This window comes from Tropicibacter sp. Alg240-R139, from assembly GCF_900537075.1.
Classification (GTDB): domain Bacteria; phylum Pseudomonadota; class Alphaproteobacteria; order Rhodobacterales; family Rhodobacteraceae; genus Falsiruegeria.
Genome location: NZ_UNRA01000001.1, coordinates 1,552,030 through 1,570,287, shown reverse-complemented (window position 1 = coordinate 1,570,287; position 18,258 = coordinate 1,552,030). Strand labels below are relative to the sequence as shown.

Below are 18,258 nucleotides of genomic sequence, written 5' to 3'. Positions count from 1 at the left end.
TTTACGCCGATGCTCAAAGAAAAAGCCCTGACGAGCCCGGCTATTTGTTAACAGACTTTGACGTCGAACTAGCGGTTCCCATTCCCGGTAAACCGCGCCGCATCCGCCGCGGCGCGCCGGATCGCGTTGGATTTATGGACCGTCTCCATGTACTCCGCCTCGGGGTCGCTGTCATAGACAACTCCGCCACCGGCCTGAATATACAGCTTTTGATCCTGCACCACTGCCGTACGCAGGGCGATACACATGTCCATGTCACCACCGGCACTGAAATAGCCCACACCACCGCCATAGACGCCGCGCTTTTCCGGCTCTAGCTCGTCGATGATCTCCATCGCTCGGACCTTGGGCGCACCAGAAACAGTGCCCGCTGGCATCCCGGCAAAGAACGCATCCAGCGCGTCCTTGTCCTCGGCCAGCTCACCCACGACGTTGGACACGATGTGCATCACATGGCTGTAACGTTCGATGATGAACTGTTCCGTAGGGCGTACGGTGCCGATCTTGGCGACCCGGCCCGTGTCGTTGCGGCCCAGATCCAGCAGCATCAGGTGCTCGGCCAGTTCCTTTTTGTCCGCCAACAGCTCGGCCTCTAGCGCGCGGTCTTCTTCGGGCGTGGCACCGCGTGGGCGTGTGCCTGCGATGGGGCGGATCGTGACCTCGTCGCCAAAGACGCGTACCAGAATCTCGGGCGAGGCGCCCACGACTTGAAAGCCGCCGAAGTTGAAATAGAACATGAAGGGCGACGGGTTCGTGCGCCGCAGCGAGCGGTAGAGGGCAAAGGGCGGCAGCGGGAATTCCTGCGTCCAGCGTTGTGCCGGGACCACCTGAAAGATGTCGCCCGCGCGGATGTAGTCCTTGGCCTTTTCCACCGCTTCCATATAGCCGGATTTGGTAAAGTTGCTGACGGGTTCCGCCACTTCGCGCGCATCACCCAGATCGCGGGTTTCGGCAGGCATGGCGCGTTCCAGATCGCGCACCGCGTCCATCACACGTTCAGCCGCCTGAGCATAAGCCGCCTTGGCTGACTGCCCGTCGCTGACCCAAGCCGGTGAAACAACGGTGACTTCTCCCTTGACCCCGTCCAGAACGGCAACGACCGACGGGCGCATCATCACCGCATCGGGTAGGCCGAGCGGGTCGGGGTTCACGTCAGGCAGGTGCTCCACCAGCCGCACCATGTCATAGCCCAGATAACCGAACAGACCCGCAGCCGCCTGCGGCAGGTCATCGGGCAGATCAATCCGGCTTTCTGCAAGCAAAGCCCGTAGGTTGGCCATCGGGTCGCCGTCCTGGCGCGTGAAATCATCCGCGTCAAAGCGTGCCGAACGGTTCAAAGCGGACTGATCCCCATGACAGCGCCAGATCAGGTCCGGCTTCATCCCGATGATGGAATAGCGACCGCGGACCTCGCCTCCGGTCACGGATTCCAGCATAAAGGCGTCTTTTTGCGCGCCCGTCAGCTTGAGCATCAGCGACACTGGCGTGTCCAGATCAGCGGCCAGTCGGGTATAGACGACCTGATTTTCACCCGCTTCATAGGCGCGGGCAAAGCTGTCGTAGTCGGGGGTCAGGGCCATATCTCAGCTCTTATTGAAAGTTGGCCTGCACCGCATTCAGAGCACGCTGGTCCAGTGTTGGCTGGGCGCGGGTCTGAGCGTCGCGGACGTAGACGTCAAAAAGGTTTCGGGACAGGGCCTGGTTCATCTGCACCGCCACCGCGTCCTGGGTCTGTTGCAGTTCTGCAGAGTCCGCAGGTGGCAGGATGTCATCTAGACGGACAATGAATGCGCGCCCTTGGCCTGCGATCACGCGCAGCTCGCCGGGCTCCATCTCGAACACCTGGTTCATGAAATCAACCGGGACGCCGTCCAGAAACGCGGTGCGGGTCAGGCCGTTTTCTACCCGTGTGGGCAGGCCAGTCGCGGCAAAGTCGCCCTCGGTGACCAGCGTGGTCAGAACACTGTCGGCCTGCGCGCTTAGGGCGGCGTTGGTCTCGGTTGCCGTCCAGACGGCTGCGACACGCTCGTGGGCACTGTCCAGAGGTTCGGGGCGCGGCGGCAGCACTTCGTTCAGGCGCAGGGCAAAAATCGAACCGTCCTCGAGAAAGCCGATCTCGGGGAAGTCGCCGTCACGCACGGCCTGCGCTGCTTCGCGAAAACCGGCATAGGCGGCCACACCATCCGAGCTCTCGGTGGTCCAGTCAATTTCGCCGACTGTCATGTCGGTCTCACCGGTCAGCTCTTCCAGCGTGGCCCCACCTGCAAGCAGGTCATTGATGTCTTCGGCTTGTGCCTCGATCAGGCGGCGGGCGCGCTCTGCCGCCAGCTCGTCGCGCAGCTCGGCTTCGACGTTTTCAAAAGCAGTGACGCGCGCGGCAAGGGTGCCGTTCACACGGAACAGCGCCGGGCCAAGCGACGAGGGCAGGGGGCCGACCACATCGCCCACTTCGGCTGCAAAGATCGCCTCTGCGGCCTCTCCCATTTGATCGGCGGCCACGTCGCCCAGATCAATGTCGGCCAGCGACAGGTCGCGCTCCTCAACCAGGCGCTCAAATGTGGTTCCGCCCACTTCCAATTGTGCCTTGGCGTCCAGCGCGGCAGCCTCATCAGCAAAGACCAACCGTTCGATCAGGCGGCGTTCGGGCTGATTGTACTGAGCTTCGCGTTCTTCAAACAGACGAAGCACCGATGCATCGTCCAGCTCGACCTGATCCAACAGCATCTCGGGTGAGAGCAGCGCATAGGTCAGGCGTTTGGTTTCGGGCAAAGTGAACTGGTCAGAGTTTTCGTCGTAAAACGTTTGCAACTGCGTGTCGGTGGGCGTCGGAACCGGGGTGGTCAGGGCCTCGGCGGACACGGTGGCCACGGTAAAGCTGCGGCGGGCATAGACGTAATCGATGATTAGATCGGTCATGGTGGAGGGCATTTCCACCCCTCCCATGATCGCACCCTGCACCAAGGTGCGCGCGGATTCGCGGCGCAGGTCGTCTTCGAACTCTGCCTCGCTCAGACCGGCCTGCTCCAAAGCAAAGCGATAACCCTCGCGATCGAAATTGCCATCGACGCCCTGAAAGGCAGGCACTTCAAGGATTTCTTGCTGCAGATTCGTGTCACCGATAGACACGCCCAATTCGGACACTTCGTTGTCCAGCGAGGCGAGGTTGACCAGGTTTGCCAGGGCGATCCGGTCGACGCCCAATTGGCGGGCCTGTGCCATGGGCAGGCTCTGGCCCGTCTGCGCCTCAACGGCGCGGATCTCACGCTGTAACTCGCGGGCATAGTCATCAACGCTGACCGTTTGGCTGCCAACGGTTGCCACGGTACGCACCGTGCCGGTCAGGTTGGTCGCGCCAAATCCTGCAAGACCCAGCATCAGCAGGCCCATCAGGATCCAGACAAAGGTTTTCGATAGACTTTTGACGCCTGCGGCCATGGTTCGCCCCCTGTTTCGGCGCGTGCTCTATCACGCGCGCCTTATTGATCGACGCCTTGTCTACGATGGCGCGTGCCGGTGGGCAAGGGCCGAACGGGATCAGAAGGGCAGGCTTTGCAACCTGTCCAAGAGTTGCCCGATCCCGGCCCGGTCCAGATTGGCAAAGGCCACCCGAACCTGGCGTTTCCCGGCGGGGTCGCCTGCGGGCATAAACATGGTGCCGGGCAAAAGCAAAACGCCCGCCTCGGGCACCAGTTTCTGGGCCAATTCGTCAGACGGCAGGTCAAAAGGATGTTCGAGGTACGCAAAATAGGCACCAAGGCCCATCAGCTTCCATCCCTTCGCCTCGAGCGCGGGCATGCCTTCGGTAATGGCCGCACGGCGGTCCAGGATTTCCTGACGCTCGGCTGCAAGCCACTCGCCCAGGTTTTCCATTCCCCACAGGGCGGCATGCTGGCCAATCTGGCCGGGGCAGATGGCGACAGTGTCCAGAAATTTTTCGATCTCGGACAGCAGCGCAGGGCTGGTGGCCAGTGCGCCAACCCGGTGGCCTGTCAGACGGTAGGCTTTGGAGAATGAGTAGAGATGTACCAGAGTGTCATCCCAATCGGGGCGGTCAAACAACGGATGCGGGGCGCCGTCACGGCTGTCGAAATCGCGATAGGTCTCGTCCAGCAGCAGGTACAGCCCATGTTTGCGGGCCAGATCAAAGAACGCCCCGACCAGCTCGGCTGGGTATTCCACGCCGCCCGGGTTGTTGGGCGTGACCAGTGAAATGGCGCGGGTGCGGGGGGTGATGAGGGCCTCGGCCTTGACCGGATCAGGCAGCAGGTCGGCCCCGGCGGGGAGCGCGATCACGTTTACACCCGCTATGTCCAGCCACATTTTATGATTGAAATACCATGGGGTTGGCAGGATAACCTCATCCCCTTCGGTAGTAATGGCCGAAATGGTACAGGCAAAGGCCTGATTGCAACCCGAGGTGATCGCGACCTGATCGGCACGTACCTTAGCGGCGTAGTGAGCCGAGATTTCTTTGGCCAGACCTGCCCGCAGATCATCATTGCCCAGAACCGGACCATAAAGATGTGCGCTGTCTTCAGTGAGCGCAAAGTCGGCCATGGCTTGCCGCAGGGGCTGTGGCGGGGGATCAACCGGAGCAGCTTGGCTGACGTTGATCAAGGGACGGTCAGCAGAGAATGTAACACCGTCGAGCCAGCGGCGCGCCTCCATCACTGGTGGTGCAAAGGTGTTCGCGGTGCGGCTCTGGGTCATTGCGCGGGTCCTGATGTCAAAATGAGCGCAGCCGATCTGAGAAACTGTGGCGCGCTTTGATTTTTTGGAGTTGTGGGCTCGGGCTCACCCAAGCAGCCGTTCGGATCAGTCGGTTCCGCGGTAAGGTTCGACGTATTGCAGCGCCATGTCCCAAGGGAAAAAGATCCATGTGTCCTGGCTTACTTCTGTGATGAAGGTATCAACCAAAGGACGGCCTTTGGGTTTGGCATAGACCGTGGCGAAATGCGCTTTGGGGAACAATTTGCGGACCAGTTCCAGGGTTTTCCCGCTGTCGACCAGATCGTCGATGATCAGGATGCCTGTCCCGTCACCCATCAATTCAGCGTCAGGGGATTTCAGAACTTCTGCCTGTCCCTGATCCTGGTGGTGATAGGATTTCACGCTGATGGTGTCGACCGTGCGGATATCCAGCTCGCGGCTGACGATCATCGCGGGGGCCATGCCGCCTCGGGTGATGGCGACAACCGCGCGCCATGCGCCATCGTTGGGGCCTTGACCGTCAAGTCGCCACGCCAGGGCGCGGCTGTCGCGGTGGATTTGATCCCAGCTGATGTGGAACCCTTTTTCGTGTGGCAGACGGTCGGTCATATCAGCGCTCCCGGCTTGGTAATGGCGTCAGGTGGCCGCGACCTTTGCTGCGAGCAGGGCCAGAAGCCCGCCAAAGGTGCGATCGATCAGGTGTTTGAGGGTCATATAGAAGCGGCGCGTTTTCTCAAGAGCGAAAAGCCGGGCCACAAGCGCGTTCCACAGCGTTTCGCCTAGGAAAATACAAAAGAGCAGGGCGGCCAGCGTCCAGAATGATGTCCCGACCGGGACCATACCGACAAAGACCGCGCCGAAGAACACGGCTGGTTTGGGGTTGGCCAATTGCGTCAACACGCCAAGGCGAAAGGCCGACCACACCGAACGCGGCGTGGCCGTGGGGTCAGGTTCGGCGATGGGTTCATCCGCGTGACGCCACATCGAAATGGCAAGCCAGATCAGAAACGCTGCGCCGCCGATCTTGAGTACGGTGAGAAGAACCGGCGCGTATTCGAACAAGAGCGACAGACCAAAAAGCGCCGCCGCAGCCCAGGCCACGGCACCAACACCGATGCCCGCAGCGAGAGCAAAGCCGGTTTTGAAACCTTCGGCCAGGCCAACGCGCGCGGCCATCAGGACGGCAGGGCCGGGGCTGACCGCCGCCAGCAGGCAGACGGCCCAGGTAGCAAGAAACGCAGCGACGCTCATGACGCGCTACTTTGATATGTCGGGGGCGTCGACCGCCTTCATGCCGACCACATGATAACCGGCATCAACGTGCAGGTTTTCACCGGTGACACCTGAGCTAAGGTCCGACAGCAGATAGAGCGCCGAATTGCCCACATCGTCGATGGTCACGTTACGGCGCAGGGGCGAGTTGTATTCGTTCCACTTCATGATGTAGCGGAAGTCGCCGATACCACTGGCGGCCAGCGTCTTGATCGGACCAGCGGAAATGGCGTTGACGCGGATACCGTCTTTGCCCAGATCTTCGGCCAGGTATTTCACCGATGCCTCAAGCGCAGCTTTGGCCACACCCATGACGTTATAGTGGGGCATGACCTGTTCAGCACCGTAATAGGTCAGCGTCAGCATTGAACCGCCCGCATCCATCATCTTTTCGGCCCGCGCTGCAACGGCGGTAAAGGAATAGACAGATATGTCCATGGTCAGCTGGAAATTGGCCCGGCTGGTGTCAACATACCGTCCGCGCAGCTCGTTCTTGTCGGAAAAACCAATGGCGTGAACGATGAAATCGAGCTTGCCCCACTTTTCCTGCAGCGCATTGAATAGGCCATCTATCGAGGCCTCATCGCCTACGTCGCACGGCAATACAATCGCGCTGCCCAATTGGGCGGCCAACGGATCGACCCGCTTTTTCAATGCATCCCCTTGATAGGAAAAGGCTAACTCGGCCCCTGCGTCGGCGAGCGCTTTTGCGATACCCCACGCGATGGATTTGTCATTCGCCAGTCCCATGATGAGGCCACGCTTTCCGGCCATCAGCTGATTTGACATGTTCGGTTCTCCGCCTAACGTCGCGTTGTGTGTCGTTTGGTTTAGGCGATTGAATTGTCAGCTTCAAGAGCGCGAGCAGGGCTTGCCCGATGTGATGCTTGGGCATAGGGTTATCAACAGGACGTTTATGGGGATGGAATGACTGATCGCGAAGGCATCTTTGCGGGCGATGACCCGTTCGCAATTGCACGCCACTGGCTGACCGAGGCTGAGGGCACTGAACCCAATGATCCTAATGCAATTGCGCTTGCGACCGTGGATGCTGACGGGCTGCCCAATGTGCGTATGGTGTTGCTCAAGGAAATCGAAGACGACGCCTTTGTGTTCTACACGAACTACGACAGTACCAAGGGCAACGAGCTTGATGCAGCTGGCAAGGCGGCTTTTGTGATGCACTGGAAATCGCTTAGGCGCCAGATCCGCGTGCGGGGCGAGATTACGCGCGAAGATGGCCCACAGGCAGATGCCTATTACGCCTCTCGCTCGCTCAAAAGCCGCTTGGGAGCTTGGGCGTCGAAACAGTCAAAACCACTGAGCAGCCGCGCTTCGCTGGTAGCAGAAGTGGCCAAGGTTACGGCAAAGCATGGAACCAATCCGGCACGACCGTCTTTCTGGGGTGGCTATCGGCTGAGACCGGGCCACATCGAATTTTGGGCCGATGGTACGTTCAGGTTGCACGACCGGTTTGCGTGGGTCAGGGAAAATTCAGGTGAAACATGGCAAGTACAGCGCCTAAATCCGTGATGCTCACGTATCGTGAAACGCAAGCCGTTGTTTTTGCTAACCTTTTTTCACTTGAATTTCGGATGCAAAATCCTGCACACCAAGGGTCTGAAATATCGTTAACTAACACTTCGCAATGGAAGATCAGTGGCTGAAGATCTAAGCAGTATGTACCACGTGCAAGGTCACGTGAAATGGTTCGACCCTGCAAAAGGGTACGGCTTCGTTGTCTCGAACGATGGCGGTCCAGACATCCTGTTACATGTGAATGTGTTGCGGAATTTTGGACAAAGTTCGGTTGCCGATGGCGCCCAGATTGAAATCGTGACCCATCGCACGGACCGTGGCGTTCAGGCCGTCGAAGTAATTTCGATTGCTCCCCCCGAACGTGGTGAAACAGCTGTCCTGGCGGATTTTGCTGAACTTGATGCCGAGGCCATAGAAAACGCCGAGCTGGAACCCGCTCGCGTGAAATGGTTCGACAAGGGCAAGGGGTTTGGCTTTGCAAACGTCTTTGGCCGCTCCGAAGACGTCTTCCTTCACGTCGAGGTGTTGCGTCAGTCGGGTCTTGCCGATTTACAGCCAGGTGAAGCTTTGGCCATGCGCGTGATTGATGGCAAACGGGGCCGGATGGCGGCCGAAGTGTTGGCCTGGGAAGTGGCAGTAATCCAAGACGAGGACTAAGTGTTGTTTTACCGAGTTGTGGCGCTGGTGATGTTCATGTTTGTCGGCGCCGTTTCATCGGTTGCAGCTGCGTGTCAGGCGGACGCAGTCACACTCAAAAACGACCAATTCGAAATCCAATTCTCCATCGAGCTTGCGCAGACCCCGAAAGAGCGGTCGAGCGGATTGATGTTTCGCGATCATCTGGCGGCGCGCGCGGGCATGCTTTTTGTCTTCGAGCGTCCTCAACGGGTGGCGTTCTGGATGAAGAACACGCTGATTCCCCTGGATATGATCTTTGTCGACCGAACAGGGGTGGTCAGCCACGTGCATCATGGTGCCGTTCCCGGCGATGAGACGCCAATTCCCGGCGGTGATCAGGTCTATTCTGTGTTGGAAATCAACGCGGGGCTGGCCAAACGGTATGGAATTTCAAAGGGTACGGTTCTGCGGCACAAAGTTTTTTCGGATGGACCGGCTGAATGGCCTTGTTAGGGCTTTTCAAATCAGATCAACCTCGCTAGGAAGACGCACGGTCCGGGGCGTGGCGCAGTCTGGTAGCGCACCTGTTTTGGGTACAGGGGGTCGTGAGTTCGAATCTCGCCGCCCCGACCACTTTTTGCTGAAAATCGTTATTCGATTTCGATGGCCCCAACTTTGTTGGGGCCTTCAGCTTTTTTGCGGGCCGGCCCTTTGAATGGGATGTCCCAGGTTTATGCCGCTTTGATCAAAGTCAGTTTGTTACCTGGTGATTGCCGCGACTTGATCTAGGTCAAATCAGGACGCCCCCAAATCATGCATCCATTTCAAAAGCGAACAGGGCATCGGATATCGGGGGCTTGATCGCAGGAACGCAACTCAAGTTGGGCCAGATTCGGGATAAGTCCGGAAATCTGTGAAAGATTTTGACTTCGTCGGGACTCGATGTAACCTCAACTATACATATTCGAAGAGGTTAAGGTGTTATGACGAATACTCCGGACTTCCACGATGATCCTGCGCTGCCGCGAAAATCGGATGAGCGCACGGCCTTTCTGATCCTTGCTGTTGTTTGTGCTCCGGCACTTGCCGTCGCGATCGTTGGCGGTTGGGGCTTTTTCGTCTGGATATTGCAAATGTTTTACGGGCCGCCCACCGGCTAGAAAGAAAAAATGACCACTCAGACTCGTGCCCCCAGCTTTCGCAAGGTACTAACGGGTCGGTCGGCAGATTTTCGACCGCCTTGGTCCAGCGAAACAACGATCAAATCCGCCTGCACCAGTTGCAGCCGCTGCATTGATGCCTGTCCCGAAGCGATTCTGAAGCCGGGGCCGGGGAACACGCCAGTCGTCGATTTTTCGGCGGGGGCCTGCATCTTTTGCGAAGCCTGTGCACAGGCGTGCCCAGAGCCGGTTTTTTCCGACACAAGCGACCCACCTTGGGCGTTGGTCGCGCAGATTTCGGATGGTTGCATGCTGTCGATGGGGATCGGATGTCAACTATGCACGGATATTTGCGACAGATCGGCCTTGCGTCTGGATCTGTCAGTTCGCCCTGTGGGCAAGATCGCGATCAATCAGGACGCCTGCACCGGCTGCGGGGCCTGCCTGCCGTTGTGTCCAACCGATGCAATCACACTAGCGGAGCTCTCGCATGATGGATGAGGTTCATATCTCGAGCCTGCTGCTCAGGGCAGACCCGGCAAACCTGGATGCGGTTTGCGCGCGGGTGCTTACACACGACGGGGCCGAGGTCGCGATGACCGACGACACCGGAAAGATCATCGTCACGCTGGAAACGAACAGCGAAGCGGTGATCGTCGCACACATGAATTCACTGAGCCTGCTCGACGGTGTTGTCAGCGTGGCTCTTGTCTACCATCAAAAAGAACAAGGTCTTTAGATCGGGGAGATTAAAATGCCTAACTTGTCACGACGCGATGTCATCAAAGCCCAGGCCGTTGCGGCCGCGGCTGCGGCGGCAGGGTTGCCGATACCGGCAGCGGCGCAAAACCTGGTCACGGATGCGCAGCTTACTGATTTGAAATGGTCCAAGGCGCCGTGCAGATTTTGCGGGACGGGTTGTTCGATCATGGTTGCGACCAAGGCTGGTCGCGTCGTGGCCAGTCACGGCGATGCCAAGGCCGAGGTGAACCGGGGTCTGAACTGTGTCAAAGGGTACTTCCTGTCCAAGATCATGTATGGCTCGGATCGTCTGACGCAGCCCTTGCTGCGCAAAAAGGATGGTGTGTTTCACAAAGACGGCGCGTTTGAACCTGTCAGCTGGGACGAAGCTTTCGACATCATGGCCGAAAAGTGGAAGGCCACGTTGAAAGAGAAAGGGCCCAAGGGCATCGGCATGTTCGGGTCGGGCCAGTGGACAGTTTGGGAAGGCTATGCAGCCTCCAAGCTGATGAAAGCCGGGTTCCGCTCGAACAACATCGACCCCAACGCGCGCCACTGCATGGCGAGTGCGGTTGTGGGGTTCATGCGGACCTTTGGCATTGATGAGCCGATGGGCTGTTATGACGATTTCGAAAACGCAGATGCATTCGTGCTCTGGGGCTCGAACATGGCGGAAATGCACCCGATCTTGTGGACCCGCATTGCAGACCGCCGGTTCAGCCATCCACATGTGAAGGTGGCGGTGTTGTCGACCTTCACCCACCGCAGCTTTGATCTGGCGGACATCCCGGCCATCTTTGAGCCGCAGACCGATCTGGCGATTCTGAACTATATCGCCAACTACATCATCGAAAACGACGCGGTGAACAAAGACTTCGTGTCCAAGCACGTGAACTTCAAAAAGGGCGCGCAAGACATCGGCTATGGCTTGCGCCCCGAAAACCCGCTGCAACAGGCTGCTGCCAACCCTGATAGCGGCAAATCCGAACCCATGTCGTTCGAAGAATTCGCAGAGTTCGTGAAGCCCTATACGCTCGACAAGGCACACGAAATGTCAGGCGTCCCCAAAGACGCGCTGGAAAAGATTGCCAAGCTTTATGCCGACCCCGATACCAAGGTGATGTCGCTTTGGACCATGGGCGTGAACCAGCACACCCGCGGCGTTTGGGTCAACAACATGATCTACAACCTGCACCTGCTGACGGGCAAAATCTCGACCCCCGGAAACTCGCCGTTCTCGCTGACCGGTCAACCTTCTGCCTGTGGCACGGCGCGCGAGGTTGGGACCTTCTCACACCGTCTGCCCGCCGACATGGTGGTGAACAACCCCGATCACCGCAAGAAGGCGGAAAAGATCTGGAAGCTGCCCGAAGGTGGGGTGCCCGATTGGGTCGGCTCGCACGCGGTGAAACAGAACCGCGACCTGAAGGACGGCAAGATCAATTGCTATTGGGTGCAAGTGAACAACAACATGCAAGCAGCGCCCAACATGATGGAAGAGGGGCTGCCGGGCTATCGCAACCCTGACAACTTCATCGTGGTGTCCGATGCCTATCCAACCGTAACGGCCGAGGCCGCCGACCTGATCCTGCCCGCCGCCATGTGGGTCGAGAAAGAAGGCGCATATGGCAACGCCGAACGGCGCACGCAGTTCTGGCACCAGCTGGTCGACGCCCCCGGCGAATCCAAATCGGACCTGTGGCAGCTGGTCGAATTTTCCAAACGCTTCACCACGGACGAGGTTTGGCCCGCCGAAATTCTGGACGCCAATCCCGACTACAAAGGAAAAACGCTCTACGAGGTGCTGTATAAAAACGGCAAGGTCGACGCCTATCCGCTGGAACAAGCATCTGACGAATACGCCAATCACGAGGCCGAAGATTTCGGGTTTTACATCCAGAAAGGCCTGTTCGAAGAATACGCTGAATTCGGTCGCGGCAAGGCGCACGATCTGGCACCGTTTGACACGTATCACGAGGTGCGCGGTTTGCGTTGGCCCGTTGTCGACGGGAAAGAGACCAAGTGGCGATTCAAGGAAGGGTCCGACCCCTACGTCACTGCGGGAAGCGATTTTGAATTCTACGGCCATAAGGACGGCAAGGCGATCATCTTTGCCCTGCCGTTCGAACCCGCACCTGAAAAACCGGATGACGAATACCCCTTCTGGCTGTCGACCGGGCGCGTGCTGGAACACTGGCACTCGGGCTCGATGACTCAACGGGTGCCTGAACTGCACAAGGCGATCCCGGATGCGTTGGTCTATATGCACCCCGACGATGCCGAAGTCATGGGATTGCGTCGCGGGTCCGAGGTCAAAGTGGAATCGCGGCGCGGTCACATCCTTAGCCGGGTGGAAACGCGCGGGCGTAATAAGCCGCCCAAAGGGTTGGTTTTTGTGCCGTGGTTCGATGCGCGTCAGTTGATCAACAAGGTCACGCTGGATGCCACCGATCCGCTGTCGAAACAGACCGACTTTAAGAAGTGCGCGGTCAAAATCGTACCAGTGGGGGCCTGATCATGACACGTACCATTTGGATTACCGCCGCAGCTATCATCTTTGCCGGTGCAGCCTTTGCACAGGAATCCGTGGCAACCTTGCGCTCGGGGACACCCTTGGCGGACAACGCCGAGCCGCCCGCAATCGCCAAGGTGGTGAACTCGGACCTGCGCCAGGTGCGTAATTATCCAGAGCAGCCACCGCTGATCCCGCACAAAATCGACGGCTATCAGATCGACCTGAACGCCAACCAATGTCTGCAATGCCACAGCCGCACCGCGATTGAGGTCAGCCAGGCCCCGATGGTGTCGATCACGCATTTCATGAGCCGGGATAATCAATTCCTGGCGTCTGTCACGCCGCGCCGGTACTTCTGCAACCAGTGCCACGTGGTTCAGGTCGAGGCCAAAGCGTTGGTCGAAAACGGCTTTGTCGACATCGACAGCGTGCTTGAATACGTCGAGAAAAATAAGGGAGGCAGCGACTGATGTTGGGCTTCCTGCGCAAACTCTGGGGCACCATACGACGCCCCAGCGTCCATTACAGCCTGGGTGGGCTGACCATGGGCGGGTTCATCATGGGGATCGTTTTCTGGGGCGGGTTCAACACCGCGCTGGAACTGACAAACACCGAGACCTTCTGTACTGGTTGTCACGAGATGCGCGACAACGTTTATGCCGAACTGAAAACCACCATTCACTATTCCAACCGCTCGGGTGTTCGGGCCACATGCCCAGACTGCCACGTACCACATGAATGGACGCCAAAAATCGCGCGCAAGATGCAGGCCAGCAAAGAGGTTTGGGGCAAGATCTTTGGCACCATCAACACGCGGGAGAAGTTTGTAGAGAAGCGGCTGGAATTGGCGCAGCACGAATGGGCGCGGCTCAAGGCCAACGACTCGCTGGAATGCCGCAACTGTCACTCGGCCGAGTCGATGGACATCACCCGGCAAAGCCCGCGTGCGGCTGACTTTCACGAGCGGCTTTTGTTTACTGGCGAAAAGACCTGCATCGATTGCCACAAGGGCATCGCGCATGAGTTGCCCAATATGAAAGAAGCCATGCTCGATGGCAGCGTCGTGTTTTCCAGCGCACAAGTTGTGGGGTCGGATGACCTGCGCAGTTACCTGAACCAGCACGCGCAACACTAAATCTGGTACATTGTGCAAAAGGCAGAGCCGAGAGATTGGCTCTGCCTTTGGTGTTCATTGGGGGTCGGTGCCACGACATATTGTGGCTGCCTAGTTTTCGGGCAAGGCGTCGGGTCCCCCCCGATTCTCTCGGATCGAGCAAATGTTCTTCGAGTTTCAGCACCGCGCCTCGCATCAAATTTGACAATTTTGCCACAGGATTTTGTGACCTCCCTTTTTGCGCCGCGATGCAGAGAGATGCGTTAATAATTGTTAATGAAATCTGGTAAGTGTGCCGGAAAAATCGAGAAATCCCAATCATGCTTGGGGCATCCCGGATGCTGCGCCCTGGGCATAACTTGTGGAGGAATCGGAACCCGCTGGGACCGACCAGAATCTTGGCAGGCGTCAATACAAATCTTTCCCAAAGCTTGGTAAAAAGAGCGTTGACCTCTTGGGCCTAGATACGCCAGATTGTGGGGGTCGGACGCACTGCCACTAAATCTGGTAGGTATGACCAGAGGGCAGCAGCGCGACGCGACAGTGGGGTAACTCTCGGAAAATGGGCGCGGCAGCGCCGTTTTGACGTGGCTTCGGCCGCGACGGGATGTCTTTTCCTTCTGTCACGGCCCTGGGACTGGTTCGGGGCAAATTCATGGGCTGATGGGGCCATAAGTTGGAAGCTGGAATTTAGGGGCAGCGGGATGAAGATAGAACGGAAATTCACCAAAGCAGGTCAGGACGCCTACGCAGAGCTTGATTTTGTCTCGGCCACGTCTGAAATCCGCAATCCTGACGGCACGATCGTGTTCAAACTGGACGACATCGAAGTGCCGGGCAGCTGGAGCCAGGTCGCCAGCGACGTCATCGCCCAGAAATATTTCCGCAAAGCAGGCGTGCCCTCGCGACTGAAAAAAGTCCGCGAAAAAGACGTGCCCGAATTCCTGTGGCGCTCGGCCCCAGATGGCAACGTCGAATTTGGGGGTGAGACATCATCCAAACAGGTGTTCGACCGTCTGGCGGGCGCCTGGACCTATTGGGGCTGGAAGGGCGGCTATTTCTCGACCGAGGAAGATGCGCGTGCCTATTTCGACGAGATGCGGTACATGTTGGCCACCCAACGGGCCGCGCCAAATTCGCCCCAGTGGTTCAACACCGGCCTGCATTGGGCCTATGGCATCGACGGCCCGGCGCAGGGCCACCACTATGTCGATTACAAAACCGGCAAACTTACCAAATCCAAATCGTCCTACGAGCACCCGCAGCCCCACGCCTGCTTTATTCAGGGCGTCGAGGATGATCTGGTCAACGAAGGTGGCATCATGGACCTGTGGGTCCGCGAGGCGCGCCTGTTCAAATACGGCTCGGGTACTGGCACCAACTTCAGCCATCTGCGCGGCGAGGGCGAGGCCCTGTCCGGTGGTGGCAAATCCAGTGGCCTGATGGGTTTCCTGAAAATCGGCGACCGCGCGGCCGGCGCGATCAAGTCGGGCGGTACCACGCGCCGTGCCGCGAAAATGGTCATCGTCGATGCCGATCACCCCGATATTCAGGATTTCATCAACTGGAAGGTCATCGAAGAGCAGAAAGTGGCGAGCATCGTCGCGGGTTCGAAGATGCACGAGGCCAAGCTGAACGGTATCTTTGAGGCGCTGCGCACTTGGGATGGCAAGGCTGATGACGCCTATGACGCCAACCACAACGACGCGCTGAAAAAGGCGATCCGCGAGGCCAAAAAGGTCGCGATCCCGGAAACCTACATCAAACGCGTGCTGGATTATGCCAAGCAGGGCCACACCAGCATCGAATTCCCGACCTATGACACCGACTGGGATTCCGAGGCGTACAGCTCGGTCTCGGGCCAGAACTCCAACAACTCCATCCGCGTCACTAACACCTTCCTCAAGGCGATCGAAAAAGACGCCGATTGGGAGCTGATCAACCGCACCGACGGCAAAGTGTCCAAGACCATCAAAGCGCGCGACCTGTGGGCCCAAGTGGGCCACGCGGCCTGGGCCTGCGCCGATCCGGGTATTCAGTACCACGACACGGTGAACGAGTGGCACACATGCCCCGAAGACGGTGAAATTCGCGGCTCAAACCCTTGTTCGGAATACATGTTCCTGGACGACACCGCCTGTAATCTGGCGTCAATGAACCTGCTGACCTTCCTTGAGGATGGCAAGTTTCAGGCCGACGATTACATGCACACTGCGCGTCTGTGGACCCTGACGCTGGAAATCAGCGTGACCATGGCGCAATTCCCGTCCAAGGAAATCGCACAGCTGTCTTATGACTTCCGCACGCTGGGTCTGGGCTATGCCAACATCGGCGGTCTGCTGATGAACATGGGCCACGGCTATGACAGCGACGAGGGCCGCGCGCTGTGTGGTGCGCTGACCGCGATCATGACCGGTGTCGCCTATGCCACCTCGGCCGAGATCGCCGGCGAGCTGGGTCCGTTCTCGGGGTATCAGCGCAACGCCGACCACATGCTGCGCGTCATGCGCAACCACCGCAAGGCGGCCCACGGTGCCTCGCATGGGTATGAAAAGCTGGCCGTTAAACCAGTACCGCTGGATCACGCCAACTGCCCCGATGTGCGCCTGGTCGATCTGGCCATGTCCGCCTGGGACGAGGCGCTGAGCCTTGGTGAAAAGAACGGCTATCGCAACGCGCAGGCCACCGTCATCGCGCCCACCGGCACCATCGGTTTGGTGATGGATTGTGACACCACTGGGATCGAGCCTGACTTTGCTCTGGTCAAGTTCAAGAAGCTTGCAGGCGGCGGATACTTCAAGATCATCAACCGGTCTGTTCCGGCAGCTCTGGAGTTCCAAGGCTACAGCTCGTCCGAGATCGAAGAGATCGTATCTTACGCCGTCGGTCACGGTACCATCGGCAACGCGCCGGGGATCAACCACACCTCGCTGACCGGCCATGGTTTTGGTCCTAACGAACTGCGTAAAATCGATGCGGCGCTGGAAAGCGCGTTCGACATCCGGTTTGTGTTCAACCAGTGGACCCTCGGCGAAGAGTTCTGCACTGGTGTTCTGGGCATCCCTGCCGACAAGCTGAACGACCCCACCTTTGACCTGTTGCGCCACCTTGGGTTCACCAAAGCCGACATTGATGGCGCCAACGACCACGTCTGCGGCACCATGACCCTGGAAGGGGCGCCGCATCTGAAGGAAGAGCACTATCACATCTTTGACTGTGCCAACCCTTGCGGCAAGAAGGGCAAGCGCTTCCTGTCGGTGGACAGCCACATCACCATGATGGCCGCCGCGCAGTCGTTCATTTCGGGCGCGATTTCGAAAACGATCAACATGCCCAACGATGCCACCATCGAGGACTGCCAGAAAGCCTATGAACTCAGCTGGTCGCTGGGGGTTAAGGCCAACGCGCTCTATCGCGACGGCTCGAAACTCAGCCAGCCGCTGGCTGCAGCTCTGGTCGAGGATGACGATGACGCCGCTGAAATTCTGGAAAGCGGTTCGATCCAGGAAAAGGCCGTCGTGCTGGCCGAGAAAGTGATCGAAAAGGTTGTGGTCAAGGAAATCATTCGCAGCCACCGTGAAAAGCTGCCCCACCGCCGCAAGGGCTACACCCAAAAAGCCGTCGTTGGCGGGCACAAGGTGTACCTGCGCACCGGCGAGTTCGAGGACGGCAAGCTGGGCGAGATTTTCATCGACATGCACAAGGAAGGCGCCGGCTTCCGCGCGATGATGAACAACTTTGCCATCGCCGTGTCGGTTGGTCTGCAATACGGCGTGCCACTCGAAGAGTTCGTCGATGCCTTTACCTTCACCAAGTTCGAACCGGCGGGCATGGTACAGGGCAACGATTCAATCAAGAACGCTACTTCGATCCTTGATTATATTTTCCGCGAGCTGGCGGTGTCATATCTGGACCGCACCGATCTGGCGCATGTAAAGCCCGAGGGTGCCACATTCGACGACATCGGTCGCGGCGAGGAAGAGGGCGTGTCCAACATCAACGAGATCAGCGAAACTGCGGCGTCCAAGTCATTGGAAGTGCTGAAACAAATCAGCTCGACCGGCTATCTGCGCAAGCGTCTGCCGCAGGATCTTGTGGTGCTGAACGGTGGGCAGTCGGACGGCACTGCGTTGAACGGTGCAGTTGATCCGGTCAGCGCGTTGCAAACAATCGTTCCCGAGACAGCCTCGGATGCGGCCCCTGTGGTCGCCATGGGCATGGATGCCCGCGCCAAGGCCAAAATGCAGGGCTATGAGGGCGAGGCTTGCAACGAATGCGGAAACTACACGCTGGTGCGCAACGGCACCTGCATGAAGTGCAACACCTGCGGGTCAACGAGCGGCTGCTCGTAAACCACAGGCAAACAGATCGCGTTCCCTTGGGGGGATGCGTAGGGGCCACACAAGGATCCACCCTCGGTGATCCTGGCCCCGACGAGACAGGGTGGGCCGGAAGACCAGTCCTTCCCACCTGACCACGGGGCGGGTGCGCTCGCCCCAGACGCAGTCCAGGCCGCAGGCAAAAAAACACCGGGCGGTAAACTAGATGAGCCTGGAAAGCGAAACTCAAAGGGGGCCACTGGCCCCCTT

At 58.6% G+C, this 18,258-nt stretch carries 16 protein-coding genes and 1 tRNA gene; 11 read left to right on the top strand and 6 right to left on the bottom strand.

Annotation, left to right across the window (positions count from 1 at the left end; translation table 11 throughout):
- Positions 1-68 precede the first annotated feature (68 nt).
- The 6 genes from trpE to fabI all read right to left on the bottom strand — a co-directional run bounded on the left by trpE (position 69) and on the right by fabI (position 6,771).
- Positions 69-1,580, bottom strand: coding sequence for an anthranilate synthase component I (trpE, locus tag G6R15_RS07545; protein ID WP_164659163.1), 1,512 nt, complete (start codon positions 1,578-1,580; stop codon positions 69-71).
- Positions 1,581-1,590: 10 nt separating this feature from the next.
- Positions 1,591-3,435: a peptidyl-prolyl cis-trans isomerase gene (locus G6R15_RS07540; protein WP_164659162.1), complete on the bottom strand. Its 1,845-nt coding sequence runs from the start codon at positions 3,433-3,435 to the stop codon at positions 1,591-1,593.
- Between the two features lie 99 nt (positions 3,436-3,534).
- Positions 3,535-4,710 carry an aminotransferase gene (locus G6R15_RS07535; protein WP_164659161.1) on the bottom strand — a complete coding sequence of 392 codons (1,176 nt, stop codon included), beginning with the start codon at positions 4,708-4,710 and terminating at the stop codon, positions 3,535-3,537.
- Positions 4,711-4,815: 105 nt separating this feature from the next.
- Positions 4,816-5,319 (bottom strand): xanthine phosphoribosyltransferase, encoded by a 504-nt coding sequence (gpt, locus tag G6R15_RS07530; RefSeq protein WP_164659160.1) that lies wholly within the window; start codon positions 5,317-5,319, stop codon positions 4,816-4,818.
- A gap of 27 nt (positions 5,320-5,346) precedes the next feature.
- Positions 5,347-5,961 carry a LysE family translocator gene (locus tag G6R15_RS07525; RefSeq protein WP_164659159.1) on the bottom strand — a complete coding sequence of 205 codons (615 nt, stop codon included), beginning with the start codon at positions 5,959-5,961 and terminating at the stop codon, positions 5,347-5,349.
- Between the two features lie 6 nt (positions 5,962-5,967).
- On the bottom strand, positions 5,968-6,771 hold the full coding sequence (gene fabI / locus G6R15_RS07520; protein ID WP_164659158.1) for an enoyl-ACP reductase FabI: 804 nt from the start codon (positions 6,769-6,771) through the stop codon (positions 5,968-5,970).
- Between the two features lie 138 nt (positions 6,772-6,909).
- Between fabI and pdxH the strand changes: the two genes are divergently transcribed.
- The 11 genes from pdxH to G6R15_RS07465 all read left to right on the top strand — a co-directional run bounded on the left by pdxH (position 6,910) and on the right by G6R15_RS07465 (position 18,021).
- Positions 6,910-7,515 carry a pyridoxamine 5'-phosphate oxidase gene (gene pdxH, locus G6R15_RS07515; protein ID WP_164659157.1) on the top strand — a complete coding sequence of 202 codons (606 nt, stop codon included), beginning with the start codon at positions 6,910-6,912 and terminating at the stop codon, positions 7,513-7,515.
- A 126-nt stretch (positions 7,516-7,641) separates the two neighbouring features.
- Positions 7,642-8,178 carry a cold-shock protein gene (locus G6R15_RS07510; RefSeq protein WP_164659156.1) on the top strand — a complete coding sequence of 179 codons (537 nt, stop codon included), beginning with the start codon at positions 7,642-7,644 and terminating at the stop codon, positions 8,176-8,178.
- Between the two features lie 30 nt (positions 8,179-8,208).
- Positions 8,209-8,652, top strand: a complete 444-nt coding sequence (locus G6R15_RS07505) for a DUF192 domain-containing protein (protein WP_164659289.1) — start codon at positions 8,209-8,211, stop codon at positions 8,650-8,652.
- A gap of 43 nt (positions 8,653-8,695) precedes the next feature.
- Positions 8,696-8,772: transfer RNA gene (locus G6R15_RS07500), tRNA-Pro, on the top strand.
- Between the two features lie 350 nt (positions 8,773-9,122).
- The gene (locus G6R15_RS07495; protein WP_164659155.1) at positions 9,123-9,299 is read left to right on the top strand and encodes a periplasmic nitrate reductase, NapE protein; all 177 of its coding nucleotides are present in this window, start codon (positions 9,123-9,125) and stop codon (positions 9,297-9,299) included.
- A gap of 9 nt (positions 9,300-9,308) precedes the next feature.
- Entirely contained in the window at positions 9,309-9,800 is a 492-nt protein-coding gene (locus tag G6R15_RS07490; protein ID WP_164659154.1) for a ferredoxin-type protein NapF, read from the top strand.
- The gene (locus G6R15_RS07485) at positions 9,790-10,038 is read left to right on the top strand and encodes a chaperone NapD (RefSeq protein WP_164659153.1); all 249 of its coding nucleotides are present in this window, start codon (positions 9,790-9,792) and stop codon (positions 10,036-10,038) included. The genes G6R15_RS07490 and G6R15_RS07485 overlap by 11 nt, the downstream gene beginning before the upstream one ends.
- 15 nt (positions 10,039-10,053) lie before the next feature.
- On the top strand, positions 10,054-12,555 hold the full coding sequence (gene napA / locus G6R15_RS07480; protein ID WP_164659152.1) for a periplasmic nitrate reductase subunit alpha: 2,502 nt from the start codon (positions 10,054-10,056) through the stop codon (positions 12,553-12,555).
- A gap of 2 nt (positions 12,556-12,557) precedes the next feature.
- Complete coding sequence (locus tag G6R15_RS07475) at positions 12,558-13,025, top strand: nitrate reductase cytochrome c-type subunit (protein WP_164659151.1); 468 nt, start codon at positions 12,558-12,560, stop codon at positions 13,023-13,025.
- Positions 13,025-13,690, top strand: a complete 666-nt coding sequence (locus G6R15_RS07470; protein ID WP_164659150.1) for a cytochrome c3 family protein — start codon at positions 13,025-13,027, stop codon at positions 13,688-13,690. Before G6R15_RS07475 ends, G6R15_RS07470 begins: the two co-directional genes overlap by 1 nt.
- A gap of 683 nt (positions 13,691-14,373) precedes the next feature.
- Positions 14,374-18,021, top strand: a complete 3,648-nt coding sequence (locus G6R15_RS07465; protein ID WP_164659149.1) for a vitamin B12-dependent ribonucleotide reductase — start codon at positions 14,374-14,376, stop codon at positions 18,019-18,021.
- The last annotated feature ends 237 nt before the right edge of the window (positions 18,022-18,258 follow it).

Excerpts from the sequence above, each read along its gene's own strand:
- trpE (WP_164659163.1), bottom strand. The coding sequence starts at position 1,580 with ATGGCCCTGACCCCCGACTACGACAGCTTTGCCCGCGCCTATGAAGCG.
- G6R15_RS07540 (WP_164659162.1), bottom strand. The coding sequence starts at position 3,435 with ATGGCCGCAGGCGTCAAAAGTCTATCGAAAACCTTTGTCTGGATCCTG.
- G6R15_RS07535 (WP_164659161.1), bottom strand. The coding sequence starts at position 4,710 with ATGACCCAGAGCCGCACCGCGAACACCTTTGCACCACCAGTGATGGAG.
- gpt (WP_164659160.1), bottom strand. The coding sequence starts at position 5,319 with ATGACCGACCGTCTGCCACACGAAAAAGGGTTCCACATCAGCTGGGAT.
- G6R15_RS07525 (WP_164659159.1), bottom strand. The coding sequence starts at position 5,961 with ATGAGCGTCGCTGCGTTTCTTGCTACCTGGGCCGTCTGCCTGCTGGCG.
- fabI (WP_164659158.1), bottom strand. The coding sequence starts at position 6,771 with ATGTCAAATCAGCTGATGGCCGGAAAGCGTGGCCTCATCATGGGACTG.
- pdxH (WP_164659157.1), top strand. The coding sequence starts at position 6,910 with ATGACTGATCGCGAAGGCATCTTTGCGGGCGATGACCCGTTCGCAATT.
- G6R15_RS07505 (WP_164659289.1), top strand. The coding sequence starts at position 8,209 with ATGTTCATGTTTGTCGGCGCCGTTTCATCGGTTGCAGCTGCGTGTCAG.
- G6R15_RS07495 (WP_164659155.1), top strand. The coding sequence starts at position 9,123 with ATGACGAATACTCCGGACTTCCACGATGATCCTGCGCTGCCGCGAAAA.
- G6R15_RS07490 (WP_164659154.1), top strand. The coding sequence starts at position 9,309 with ATGACCACTCAGACTCGTGCCCCCAGCTTTCGCAAGGTACTAACGGGT.
- G6R15_RS07485 (WP_164659153.1), top strand. The coding sequence starts at position 9,790 with ATGATGGATGAGGTTCATATCTCGAGCCTGCTGCTCAGGGCAGACCCG.
- napA (WP_164659152.1), top strand. The coding sequence starts at position 10,054 with ATGCCTAACTTGTCACGACGCGATGTCATCAAAGCCCAGGCCGTTGCG.
- G6R15_RS07475 (WP_164659151.1), top strand. The coding sequence starts at position 12,558 with ATGACACGTACCATTTGGATTACCGCCGCAGCTATCATCTTTGCCGGT.
- G6R15_RS07470 (WP_164659150.1), top strand. The coding sequence starts at position 13,025 with ATGTTGGGCTTCCTGCGCAAACTCTGGGGCACCATACGACGCCCCAGC.
- G6R15_RS07465 (WP_164659149.1), top strand. The coding sequence starts at position 14,374 with ATGAAGATAGAACGGAAATTCACCAAAGCAGGTCAGGACGCCTACGCA.